14 protein-coding genes are annotated in these 12,273 nt (G+C 46.2%); 10 read left to right on the forward strand and 4 right to left on the reverse strand.

Annotation, left to right across the window (positions count from 1 at the left end; genetic code table 11):
* The first annotated feature begins 48 nt into the window (after positions 1-48).
* From HUG15_RS06460 to HUG15_RS06485, 6 genes are all read left to right on the forward strand, one after another.
* Positions 49-621 (forward strand): Uma2 family endonuclease, encoded by a 573-nt coding sequence (locus HUG15_RS06460; RefSeq protein WP_200127891.1) that lies wholly within the window; start codon positions 49-51, stop codon positions 619-621.
* A 203-nt stretch (positions 622-824) separates the two neighbouring features.
* Positions 825-962, forward strand: a complete 138-nt coding sequence (locus HUG15_RS06465) for a hypothetical protein (protein ID WP_200127893.1) — start codon at positions 825-827, stop codon at positions 960-962.
* Positions 963-1,202, forward strand: coding sequence for a hypothetical protein (locus tag HUG15_RS06470; RefSeq protein WP_211202357.1), 240 nt, complete (start codon positions 963-965; stop codon positions 1,200-1,202).
* Between the two features lie 163 nt (positions 1,203-1,365).
* Positions 1,366-2,181, forward strand: coding sequence for a zinc transporter ZupT (gene zupT, locus HUG15_RS06475; RefSeq protein WP_200088545.1), 816 nt, complete (start codon positions 1,366-1,368; stop codon positions 2,179-2,181).
* Positions 2,182-2,813: 632 nt separating this feature from the next.
* Positions 2,814-3,581: a 3-hydroxyacyl-CoA dehydrogenase gene (locus tag HUG15_RS06480; RefSeq protein WP_200127896.1), complete on the forward strand. Its 768-nt coding sequence runs from the start codon at positions 2,814-2,816 to the stop codon at positions 3,579-3,581.
* A 36-nt stretch (positions 3,582-3,617) separates the two neighbouring features.
* Positions 3,618-4,769 carry an acyl-CoA dehydrogenase family protein gene (locus HUG15_RS06485; protein ID WP_200127897.1) on the forward strand — a complete coding sequence of 384 codons (1,152 nt, stop codon included), beginning with the start codon at positions 3,618-3,620 and terminating at the stop codon, positions 4,767-4,769.
* 885 nt (positions 4,770-5,654) lie between these two features.
* Here HUG15_RS06485 and HUG15_RS06495 read toward each other — a convergent pair.
* The 4 genes from HUG15_RS06495 to HUG15_RS06510 are packed head-to-tail and all read right to left on the reverse strand — an operon-like array spanning position 5,655 to position 8,575.
* Complete coding sequence (locus tag HUG15_RS06495) at positions 5,655-6,131, reverse strand: thioesterase family protein (protein ID WP_200127899.1); 477 nt, start codon at positions 6,129-6,131, stop codon at positions 5,655-5,657.
* Complete coding sequence (locus HUG15_RS06500) at positions 6,121-7,086, reverse strand: 3-hydroxyacyl-CoA dehydrogenase NAD-binding domain-containing protein (RefSeq protein WP_200127900.1); 966 nt, start codon at positions 7,084-7,086, stop codon at positions 6,121-6,123. Before HUG15_RS06500 ends, HUG15_RS06495 begins: the two co-directional genes overlap by 11 nt.
* A gap of 18 nt (positions 7,087-7,104) precedes the next feature.
* Positions 7,105-7,989, reverse strand: coding sequence for a beta-keto acid cleavage family enzyme (locus HUG15_RS06505; RefSeq protein ID WP_200127902.1), 885 nt, complete (start codon positions 7,987-7,989; stop codon positions 7,105-7,107).
* Complete coding sequence (locus HUG15_RS06510; protein ID WP_200127904.1) at positions 7,982-8,575, reverse strand: GbsR/MarR family transcriptional regulator; 594 nt, start codon at positions 8,573-8,575, stop codon at positions 7,982-7,984. The genes HUG15_RS06505 and HUG15_RS06510 overlap by 8 nt, the downstream gene beginning before the upstream one ends.
* A 285-nt stretch (positions 8,576-8,860) precedes the next feature.
* Here HUG15_RS06510 and HUG15_RS06515 point away from each other — a divergent pair, with 285 nt between their 5' ends.
* From HUG15_RS06515 to HUG15_RS06530, 4 genes are read left to right on the forward strand one after another with little or no spacing between them, the layout of a single operon-like run.
* On the forward strand, positions 8,861-10,018 hold the full coding sequence (locus tag HUG15_RS06515) for a betaine/proline/choline family ABC transporter ATP-binding protein (RefSeq protein ID WP_246516520.1): 1,158 nt from the start codon (positions 8,861-8,863) through the stop codon (positions 10,016-10,018).
* 19 nt (positions 10,019-10,037) lie between these two features.
* Positions 10,038-10,682 carry an ABC transporter permease gene (locus tag HUG15_RS06520; protein ID WP_200127908.1) on the forward strand — a complete coding sequence of 215 codons (645 nt, stop codon included), beginning with the start codon at positions 10,038-10,040 and terminating at the stop codon, positions 10,680-10,682.
* Positions 10,683-10,694: 12 nt separating this feature from the next.
* Positions 10,695-11,606: an osmoprotectant ABC transporter substrate-binding protein gene (locus tag HUG15_RS06525; RefSeq protein ID WP_200127910.1), complete on the forward strand. Its 912-nt coding sequence runs from the start codon at positions 10,695-10,697 to the stop codon at positions 11,604-11,606.
* Positions 11,606-12,268 carry an ABC transporter permease gene (locus HUG15_RS06530; protein WP_200127912.1) on the forward strand — a complete coding sequence of 221 codons (663 nt, stop codon included), beginning with the start codon at positions 11,606-11,608 and terminating at the stop codon, positions 12,266-12,268. Before HUG15_RS06525 ends, HUG15_RS06530 begins: the two co-directional genes overlap by 1 nt.
* The last annotated feature ends 5 nt before the right edge of the window (positions 12,269-12,273 follow it).

Raw genomic sequence — 12,273 nt, forward strand, 5'->3', positions numbered from 1 at the left:
TTTTGCTCGAAACGTGATATAATAATGGTAAATACGTGGGGTGATTGCATGTCATTACCTAAGAAAAATCAGACCTATACCTATACAGATTATTTATCATGGCCCGAGGATATAAGAGCGGAAATCATTGACGGTATTCCATTTATGCACGCTACCCCCTCAAGAATTCATCAAGAAATATTATCGGAATTGCATCGGCAAATTGCCAATTTTTTGGTTGGAACAGATTGTAAAGTATATCCGGCTCCGTTTCATGTCGTATTGGGCTTAGAGAATGAAGATGAAAAGGACAGTAAGGATGTTTTTGAGCCCGATATTACGGTTGTTTGTGACTCTGCTAAACTTGATGATGATGGATGTAAAGGCAGCCCTGATCTTGTCATGGAGATAACGTCACCATCAACAGCCAGAAAAGATAAAATTGAAAAATTCAATAAATATGAGCAGGCGGGTGTTCATGAGTTTTGGATTATTGAACCTCAGGATAAGGTTGTTAGCGTTTTTACCTTGGATGAGAAACAACGATTCGGAAGACCGGGTGTCTATTCGGAAAACGACAAGGTGAAAGTATCGATTTTTGCTGACATGGTGATTGACCTTAATATGGTATTTTCTTGGTAGGTAAGAAAGTATAAATCAACTTTCTTACCTACATAAGTGCGACAAAGGCTTCCGCCATAAAAGCCTGGCAAAAAGCCAAGTTTTCTAATAAAGATGTAGGGGTTTAAAATGAATAAACAGTTTTGGATAAAGGGGAGATAGATATGATTGCGGAAAACATCTCAAAGGAGCTGTTTCCGGACGTCAGAAAGGATGGATAAAACATGGAAAGGGTTTACAGTATAATACATGCAGCTGATTTTAATATTGCGTTGACAAATCTGCTCATTGATTTGTATTCTGCGAGTTATGAAAAGTATTTTGATGAATTGAGTTTCGATGAACAAGAGCTAGATATCTGAGTGAATCCGACCTGGAAAAACTCACAAAGGTTGCCGCAGTTATCGAATATGTCGGTAACAGGCAGAGAAAACGCCATATTGTACAACTGGATATATTCATCAAAATTACAGCTGGATAACCCTTATACACCCGGCGTCGAAAACGCAAGCATTGCTCGCGTGAAAAGGATTATGACTGCACCCAAAGAATTTGCCAGCCGTAATGTATTCTATGATGAAGATACGTTGAAACCTGTGTAGAGTACCGGAAGGCCATGCATCAAGTGGTTGAGCTTGATGCATGGCTCTTTTTGTACAGTTGTTTTGTGCTAAAATACCTTTTGGGTCATCCTTTATGTCTGCATGGATGTTCGACATATGAGAAACGTATAAATAGAAAATGACAGGACGAGGAGGGATGGTTATGCCTGATGAGGTATGGTTTGCCTTTGCCTTGACTTTATTCGCAGGGCTTTCAACCGGTGTGGGCAGTTTAATTGCATTTTTTGCATCAACGACTAATACACGCTTCCTTTCATGGGCGATGGGATTTTCCGCAGGCGTAATGATCTACGTTTCTTTCGCGGAGATTTTTCCTGAATCGTTGGAAATTCTTGTAGGTGCTACGGGGGAAGTGGCAGGCAATTGGTTGACAGTCATCGGTTTTTTCGGCGGAATGCTATTGATTGCCTTGATCGATAAAATTGTACCTGACCTGGGCAATCCCCATGAAGTGAAAAAAGTGGAAGATATGGATGAATCACCAAAAAAGGCGAGAGCAAAACATCCGGAATTATTGAAAATGGGGACGTTTACCGCGCTCGCGATTACGATTCACAACTTTCCGGAAGGGATCGCCACCTTTACTGCCGCGGTTCAGGATCCTACGCTCGGTGTTGCTATTGCCGTAGCGGTAGCTATTCATAATATCCCGGAAGGCATCGCTGTGTCTGTTCCGATTTACTATGCAACCGGGAGCAGAATAAAAGCACTCACGTATTCTTTTTTGTCAGGGCTGGCGGAACCCCTTGGCGCGGTTGTCGCGTTTTTGATTCTAATGCCATTTTTAAATGATATTTTATTTGGTATTGTGTTTGCATCCGTTGCCGGTATCATGGTCTTCATTTCACTTGATGGCTTAATCCCCGCGGCCAAGGCCTATAACAGGGAACATTCCTCCATCTACGGATTTGTGTTGGGCATGGCAGTGATGGCAGTTAGTTTATTGTTGCTCATGTAATGGAATAGTATCAGGTTTATATGTGTCACGGAATCCTTGCCGCGCAAAGGACAAGAGTAAGTTGAAAATAAATTTCCCCCAAAATACCAAAACTCAGTATCCGTTTAGCCCTCGATTGGGTTTTGAGGACTCTTTGTGCTGCACGCGATTCATATGAGTCCGCAGGATAGTGTTTAGCGGACCCTGAGCGCTGCTTGGGAGCCAAATGAGTCCTCAGGATGGAGGTTTGGGAACTCATAATGTTTTCCGAGCGCCAAATGAGTCCGCAAATGCAAAAAACACGATATGCTCAACCATCCTTTTCGTCTTTCCATGGGTGTCGCGACGCGTCATGGTTGTTTTGGGGCATAAAAACGAATGATCTACGAACAGAAACGATGTTGGTTCGTGGAAGTAAATTTTGAGTGTAGTATAAACGAGGCGTGAACCAGGTCCCGTTTTTATGCCTAAAGCAATGGCTCCTTAAGGTTAGACGTCGTTTCTTTCGCATGAAACCATTAAAATTATGAAAGGGCTTACTTTAGCGTTGAAATAGTGGTAACGTTGTAATATGCTAGAGTAGCATTCAGCAATTTTGCCCAAAAACTGACTGAGCGCTCAGTATGGAGCTTGAATCCAAGGAGTTGTATGATATGCAAATAAAAGACGCAACAGCTATTGTGACCGGAGGTGTCTCCGGTTTAGGTGGAGCGACGGTAAGAAAAATTGTTTCCCAGGGCGGAAATGCAGTAATTTTTGACGTGCAAGAGGAAAAAGGAGTGAGCTTGGCCGAAGAGCTCGGCGAGCAAGTCCGATTTATCAAAACGGATGTCACCAGTGAAGAGAGTGTGCAAAACGCTGTGGACCATGCGGTTGAAGCGTTTGGCAAGATTGATATCGCGGTTAATTGCGCGGGGATCGGAGCTGCGGAGAAAACCATCAGTAAAAAAGGGCCGCATGACCTTGGTTCTTTTTCAAAGGTCATTCAAGTGAACTTGATTGGCTCGTTTAATGTCATTCGCTTGGCTGCGGAAAAAATGGCCGAAAATGAAGCGAATGATGAAGGGGAGCGTGGCGTGATCATAAACACCGCTTCCGTTGCCGCGTATGAAGGGCAAATCGGTCAGGCTGCTTATAGTGCTTCCAAAGGCGGGATCGTCGGGATGACATTGCCGATTGCAAGGGATCTCTCACAGCACGGCATTCGGGTGATGACGATCGCGCCGGGGCTTTTTGACACTCCGCTTTTTGCGGGATTACCGGAGAAAGCCAGAACAGCATTGGGAGAAATGACACCGTTTCCACAGCGGCTTGGCGACGTGGAAGAATACGCGCAATTGGCGGAAAGCATCATGGAAAATCCGATGCTCAATGGGGAAGTGATCCGTCTCGACGGAGCCATTCGTATGCAACCCAAATAATTGGCACGTAAAAACGAGGATTGGAGGTACGCAACCATGAGTCAGTCCCACCCTTATTTACAAGAAGAACATGATATTTTTCGTCAATCGTTACAGAAATTTTTGCAAAAAGAAGCCGTTCCCCATTTTGAGGAATGGGAAAAAGAAAAACGGGTCCCTCGCGATTTTTGGCGGAAATTGGGGGAACAAGGCTTTCTGTGTCCTCAAGTTGAGGAGAAATACGGCGGTTTAAGCACGGATTTTGGATACTCGGTGATCATTAATGAGGAACTGGAAAAGGTCGGTACAGGGTTGATCGGTGTCGGTCTTCATAATGATATTGTTATCCCTTATATTGAAGCTTATGGAACCGAGGAACAAAAACAACGCTGGTTGCCGAAAGCGATTAGCGGAGAAATGATTTCCGCGATTGCCATGACGGAACCGGGCGTGGGGTCCGACCTTGCTGCTGTTAAAACAACGGCAGTTAGAGATGGTGACCATTACATTTTGAACGGGGAGAAGACGTTTATTACCAATGGCGTTCAGTCCGACCTTGTCGTTGTCGTTTGCAAAACGGACCCACAGGTTCAACCCGGCCACAAAGCGATTAGCCTTATCGTAGTGGAAGCGGGCACCTCGGGATTCTCGAAAGGAAAACAGTTGGAAAAGGTGGGCCAACATTCTCAAGATACCTCCGAGTTGATTTTTGAAGATGCGCGTGTACCTGCAGAAAATCTCTTGGGAGAAGAAAATGAAGGGTTCTACTATTTAATGAAACAACTACAACAAGAGCGGCTTGTCGTTGCCATTGGAGCCATCGTCGGAGTAGAAAAAATGTTGGAGCAAACGATGGATTACGTTCAACAACGAACGGCCTTCGGCCAACCGATCGGCAAATTCCAAAATACACAATTCAAAATGGCGGAAATGGCGACAGAAGCTAAGATTGGCCGTACCTTTGTCGATCAGCTGATCGCTAAACATATAGCTGGCGTTGACATGGTCACCGAAGTTTCGATGGCAAAATGGTGGACAACGGATTTGGCACAAAAAGTCGCCACGGAATGTATGCAACTGTATGGTGGCTTCGGCTATATGGAAGAATATGAAATCGCGAGAAGATACCGTGATGTCGCCGTCGGTTCGATCTATGCAGGTTCAAACGAAATCATGAAAAATATTATTGCGAAAAATATCGGGCTGTGATAGAGCACATGCTTTGCTGAGTTATCTGATGAGGGTGGCTTCTTGATTTTCTCAAAGATTGGGTGAAGGAGACTTAGTGCAGCCTGTCGGAAATAAGCGATCACACCGACGATCGGAAGACCGGATTAGGGCTTCAAACTGGGGTCAGTGATCGATTGGATTTAACTTCCACTGCCCGAGTTAAGGTATCAAATGCTATCGTCAAAGACCGAATGGTTTCTTGCGAAGCAGGCTCCCCGGTCCCCATGAAACAGTTCATGGCGACCGAACACGAAAGCCAATCGCTCATTCGGTCGCCATGAGGCAGCCATGCCGACCGAATATCTTTGATACAAGCCTTTTCGGTCACCATGAAGCGGCTATGACGCCCGAATGCTTTCGATTCAGGCCATTACGGTCGTCATAAAACGGTTATGGCGACCGAACACGAGAACCGACCGCTTTTTCGGTCGCCATGAGGCGGTCAATTGTCCGGGTTAGAGGCCAGAAACAACTGTTGTTGACGACCGAATGTCTTCCCATGATCGGGTAATTAAGCCACCTTGCACTAGCTCTGAGCGGCTGAAATAAATGATCACCTGTAGTTATGCCGCCAAATAATCGAAAATGACTGATATTAGTCTTCATCGGGAGTGAGTGCGGACAGAGTACATCAGTAGATCCATCTCATTTGAGGAGAGGTCGGATTAGTCGTCCCTCTAAGAGTAATATTCTCTCTCTTAAAGGGACAGGAACAGGGTTGCCGTACCTCTAGCGGCAGTTTTCTTTTCCCTTGAGGGACGAGAGAACGGCTCTTGCAGAATTTCTGGTACGTTCCACTAATTTGTTAAAAAAACGTATGGCGCATGATAAAGAGGTACTCGCTTTATCATGCGCCATAATAGCTTAGCTTCGTTGCTCACCCTTTCGGATACCCATTGGCATGTTTGCTGTTTCGGGCCATTGGCTTTTTTCGAATAGCGGGAGTTCTAAAATGGTTTCATATATCTCTTGGGGGAACGGCGTGGGTTTGCCGATCGTTTGATCCATACCCATCACCATTTGTTCACTTGTAGCGACTGCCTCATCTTGTTCGTTTTTCAAGGTAAACCAAAGGTGCATGCGTTTGGCATCAACATCAAGGAGAGCGACATGCGCGCGAAGGGTCTGACCTTTGTGCGCTTCCGCCAAGTACTTCAAGTGCGCCTCCAAAGTAAAGATCGTATAACCATGTTTAGTTCGTCCTGTCTCATCAAGTCCAATACGTGTCATGAGCGCGTCTAAACTACTGCTAAAAACTGTGGCGTAGGCAGCATCATTCATGTGGCCGTTATAATCGACCCATTCCGCAAGTACTTCACCTTCCCAAATATCAACCGTCATGGCGTACCAACCTTTCCGAGGGCCAGAAGCCTTCCTCCTCCAGCAATTGCATGAGTTTGATCAAGAAACGGTCGCGTCTGTGTTCCATCTCCTGGACGGTCCGTTCACCACTTTGATCCTCTGTCCCTTCGATGACTTTCCGACTTAATTCTTCCGTTAGTTCAGGAGCGACCAAGCGCGTCCACGGGAGTTTAAGGGCAGGGCCAAACTGCTTCAACATATGTGCCATCCCTTGGTTTCCTCCTGCAAGGTGAAGCGTTAAGAACGGGCCCATGAGTGCCCAACGTAAGCCCGGCCCGTAAACAATCGCTTTATCCACCTCTTCTGTCGTTGCCACGCCATCATTTACGATATGAAGGCTTTCTCTCCAAATGGCTTCCATTAATCGATCGCCAATATGCCCGTCAATTTCCCCTGACATCACGAGTGGCTTCATGTTAAGCCCTTCATAAATACCGCGTGCTTTTTCTACCATCGAAGGATCTGTTTTCTCTCCCTTTGCCAACTCCACGAGTGGGATTAAATAAACAGGGTTGAAAGGATGCGCGACGATAACCCGTTCCGGATGCAATGTACAATCTTTTTGCAGAACGGTAGGCTTATATCCCGAAGTGCTGGAAGCGATAACGGCTGTCGCGGGCGCGGCCGTATCCACCTGAGAAAGTACTTCTGTTTTCATATCCTCTCGTTCAGGTACATTTTCTTGAACGAGGTCCACGTGTTGAACCGCTTCTTCCAGCGTTTTTGCAAAGGATAAATGATCCATTGACGCTTCGTTAGCCATCCCATACGTGGCAAGGGTCGGCCAAACATCATGCAAGAATGCTTCTGTTTTCTTTTTTGCATCGGAGGCCGGATCAAACGCGATGACTTGGTGCCCATTGGCTAGAAATCGGGCAATCCAGCCATTCCCAATTACCCCTGTGCCAATGACTGCTATCGTTTTTTGTGGCATGGACACGCACACCTCTTTCTATTTCACTGCCTTTTGCAGTTGTAAAGTTTCACGTGCTTCTGCGGCAGTCATGGGCTCAACGCTCACACCGCGTAAGATCTCGACAGCTTTATCAACCAATTGCGCGTTTGTGCCGAGGACACCCTTATCAAGATATAAATTGTCTTCCAATCCAACGCGCACATTGCCGCCGAGCAAGGCCGCTTGCGCAACCATTGGAAGTTGCATACGCCCGATGCCGAACGCAGACCAAGTGGCCCCTTCGACAATTCGACTCCTCATATAGGAGATGGTTTCGGCATCTGCGGCTGCTCCCCAAGGGATGCCAAGGCAGAATTGATACATGGGATCTCCGTCAATGAGCCCTTCGTGGATGAGCTGATTGGCGAGGCGGATTTGTCCAGTGTCAAAAATCTCTAGCTCCGCTTTCACGCCACTTTCCTGGATGAGCTTTGCATGCTCGCGTAACCACCCAGCCGGGCCTAGATATACTTGATCACCGAAGTTCAAGCTTCCACAGTCCAGTGTACAAATTTCAGGCAGCAATTCGCCGACAGGCTCGTGACGCTCTTTAGGTGTCTGGATATCTGTTCCGACGCCGCCTTGAGTAGGATTGTCGAGATCCGGAACAAAGTCTCCGCCGCCACCTGCGGTGATATTAATAACGACGTCTGTGTCTGATTCACGAATACGCTCGACCACTTCCCGGAACAGAGCAGGGTCGTGACTTAAACCGCCCGTTTTCGGATCGCGCACATGGATATGTGCAATCGCAGCGCCCGCCTTCGCAGATTCAATCGCTGCTTCGGCAATTTCTTTTGGTGTCACCGGTACGTGTGGGCTTTTCTCCGTCGTTTCTCCTGCACCTGTTACCGCGGCCGTAATAATGGTTTTTTTAGCCATTTGTTTCTCCTCCTTCTGAGTATTGGTTTTCTTCCCTGGGTTCTTTAACGGGTACAGCGTTTAAAATCTCACCGCTCTCAAAATAATCAACCAATCGTCGAATCCATTGATAGTACGATGACCAATCGTCAAGCTCTTGTTTGAACGATGCCATCCTATCTTGTATCTCCGCCGATGGTTCATCTTCGATCGACGCTTCGAGCTTTGTGATGCGTTCGCGCAAACGACGCTCAAGGGCCATGTTTTTACTAATGACCTCTTGCCAGTTTGTTGTGAAAAGGGAAATAAATGTCTGTACATAATCATTTTCTACGTTATAGTGTTCCTTCCGACTCCCTTTCACAAATTCTTTTTCAGCAATATTCAGGGCCATCATCTGACGCATGACTTGACTCATCCTTGTTTTGCTCATGCCCGTATGTTCTGCGAGCTGATCTAAAGTCATCGCGCTTCGGTTCATATAGATGATGCCAAGCAGGCGTCCAACTGTTGAAGAAACCCCGAACGTTTCCATATTGTCAGCGATCCGATCGGTAATCTGATTTTCTGCGTCCTTCAGTTCTTCCAGTAATTGATCGTTGTTCATTCGGCGTCCCGTCATCCCCTTTCTGTGCCAGAGTCAATCCCCTAGTTATATAACCTATCTGTAACAATAGCACGTTTTTTTCCCCGTGCAAAAAAGCAGTTAGGGTAACATTATAAAGCAAAAGTGAGGAATTGTAAGATAGACTCTATTGTAAAACTTATAAAATAAAAATTGCATAAATTACATGGCGAGAAGCTATTTTTTTCGACTTTCTTTTCTTGGATGCCTATCACTATACTGAAATAGTCGAATTAAACGAGTGTATCAACTATGGAGGTGCTTTACGTGCTAGCGTTCAATGATGTAACGAAACGTTTTGGGAGCGAGTCCAAACCCGCGGTCAACAATTTGAATCTTTCTATAGAAAGGGGAGAATTTGTCGTATTTATCGGACCAAGTGGATGTGGGAAAACCACAACGATGAAAATGATTAACCGATTGATTGATACGACGGATGGTGAAATAAAAGTTAACGGGGAAGACGTGACCCAAAAGGATCCTGTACAACTTCGGCGCTCCATTGGGTATGTTATTCAGCAAATCGGTCTTATTCCGCATATGACCATTGCGGAAAATATTGTTCTCGTTGGTTCTTTGTTGAAATGGAATAAGGAGAAAAAAGAAAAACGGGCGAAAGAACTGATTAAACTTGTCGGTTTGCCGGAATCCTACCTCGATCGTTATCCTCATGAACTAAGCGGCGGACAACAACAGCGCATCGGGGTGCTGCGGGCATTAGCGGCAGATCCACCGTTAATTTTGATGGATGAGCCTTTCGGGGCGTTGGATCCGATTACGCGTGACGGGCTTCAGGATGAGTTCAAAAAACTGCAAAAAGAAGTGGACAAAACAATCGTTTTCGTCACGCATGATATGGACGAGGCGATAAAACTGGGAGATAAAATCGTGATCATGAATGAAGGAGAAATCATCCAAGCAGACGCTCCGGAAGTCATTCTTCGCCACCCTGCAAACGAATTCGTAGAAGATTTCATCGGGAAAGATCGGTTGCTGCAAAGCCGTCCCGATGTGACCACCGTCGAGCAAATCATGAATCCCAATCCGGTCACGATCCAAGACGGCCAAACATTGAAAGACGCGATTCAAAAAATGCGTGCAGAACGTGTGGATTCTCTGCTGGTGATCGATGGAGAACAAAAGCTTCAAGGATTCATTGACGTGGAAATGGTGGATCTCAACTATCGAACGTCCACTTATGTGCATGAGGCTATGAACACCCAAGAGTACGCCGTGCAAAAAGACAGTTTGCTTCGCGACACGGTTCACAAGATGTTGCGCCGGGGAAGTCCATACGTGACGGTCGTTGACGAATCTAATCGTCTGGAAGGAATCGTTACACGCGCGACACTTGCCGACATGGTGTACGACACTATTTGGGGCGACGGGATGCCAACTGAAACTGAAGCTGTCGCTAACGGTTGAGAAAGGAGGATACAAACAAATGGAAGCGATTATTGAAACTTTTTCTACCTATGGGTGGGATTTGCTCATGAAAACAGGCGAGCATATGTACATTTCATTTGCGGCCATTTTTTTAGGGGTTATTGTGGCTGTGCCCGTCGGCGTTTTTCTTACTCGTATTCCCGCGGTGGCAGATCGGTTAATCTCTTTTGTTGGGATTTTACAAACGATCCCGAGTCTAGCCATTCTTGCTTTTTTTATGCCTATTTTGGGCGTTGGGATGACACCGGCGATTATTGCTTTATTCGTTTATTCTGTGCTTCCGATTTTGCGGAACACTTACACGGGTGTCAAAGACGTCGATGCAAATGTACTGGAAGCGGCAAAGGGTATGGGCATGAACAATATCGAAACAATTCGTAAAATCGAACTTCCAATGGCACTCCCCGTTATTATGGCCGGCATTCGTTTCGCAACCGTCTACTTAATCGGTTGGGCAACACTTGCTGCTTTTATTGGCGGGGGTGGACTTGGAGATCTCATTTTTGATGGTTTAAACCTATATCAACCGGAACTCATCGTCCTTGGAACAATACCGGCAACGATTCTAGCCTTGCTCGCCAATTGGGGGCTTTCGCTTTTGGAAAAAAGAATGACCCCCGAGCCACTTAGAGAAACCGCCTGAGGAGGAGATACTATGAAACAAAAAGGAATCGCTGTAATGTTGGCGACCATGCTCCTTCTTTCGGGGTGTGCGTTGCCCGGCCTAAGCGGTCCATCCGATAGCACGGTTCGAATTGGAACGTTGGATACGATCGAATCAGAGGTTTGGGGAAATATCATTGCCCAAATGATTGAACACCATACCGATTTGGAAACGGAGCTGATTACGAATCTCGGTTCTTCCATTGTCCAGCACCAAGCGATGATGAATGATCAAGTTGACATCACCTCTACTCGGTATACCGGCACAGATTTAGCCGGTGTCCTTGATATTGAAGGTGTTACGGATACGGACAAAGCGATGGAAATTGTACAAGAAGAATTCGACCGGCAATTTGAGCAAACATGGGGAGATTCTTATGGCTTTGAGAACAGTTATACCGTTTCTGTGCCGGAAGCTTTTGCACAGGAACATGATATTCAACATGTAGATGACCTTGAACCTTTTGCCGATGAAATGAATTTTGGTGTAGATAATGCCTGGGTCAATCGGGTAGGGGACGGTTACGAGGCGTTTACGGAAACGCATTTCCCGTTCGGAGATGTGTATCCGATGGCAATAGGCCTTGTATATGACGCGGCTGCCAATGGCAATATGGATGCTGTGCTAGGCTATTCTTCGGATGGCAGAATTGCAGCTTATGAGCTAACTGTACTGGAAGATGAATTTTTCCCGCCTTATGACGCATCTCCGGTTATTCAAAACGAAGTGATCGAGGAACATCCGGAACTCGAAGCCATCCTTGATTCACTGGCGGATACGGTTTCGACGGAAGATATGCAAGACATGAATTATCAGGGGGATGTTAACCTCGTAAATCCATCCCATATCGCGGAACAATTCCTTGATGAAAATAACTATTTTGAACAGGAGGTGAACGAGTGATGAGTGTTTGGGAACAGATGGTGACCTACGTATCTCAAAATGGGCTTTACATTTTGGAAGAATTTTATCGTCATTTTTTAATGGCTGCCTATGGTGTTTTGTTCGCTGCCATTGTTGCCATTCCGCTAGGAATTTTGATCGCTCGCTACGGAAGGCTGAGCAAATGGGTGCTATCATTTGGAAGCATTATTCAAACCATTCCCGCCCTCGGTTTTATGGCGCTTCTTATGGTTACCCTTGGATTGGGAACGACGACAGTAGTCACGACACTGTTTTTCTACTCTTTGCTTCCAATCATTCAAAATACGTATGTTGGTATGAAGGGCGTTGACGGAACCGTCATCGAAGCTGCCCATGCTTCCGGCATGACACGCTTTCAGCTTCTGAGAAAGGTCGAGCTTCCGCTGGCTGTCAGCGTGATTATGGCTGGAATACGCACCGCACTCGTTATAGGGATAGGAATTGTAGCGATTGGAGCATTTGTCGGAGCTGGTGGCCTCGGTGCGATCATCGTGCGCGGAACCAATGCTACCGACGGAACGGCCATTATTTTGGCCGGGGCAGTGCCAACGGCATTGATGGCGATTATCGCCGATCTGTTGATGGGGAAGATCGAACGAAATTTAAACCCTGCGAATAAAGCGAGTGCTGCTTCAAAATAAAGAGG

This window comes from Salicibibacter cibarius, assembly GCF_016495725.1.
Classification (GTDB): domain Bacteria; phylum Bacillota; class Bacilli; order Bacillales; family Marinococcaceae; genus Salicibibacter; species Salicibibacter cibarius.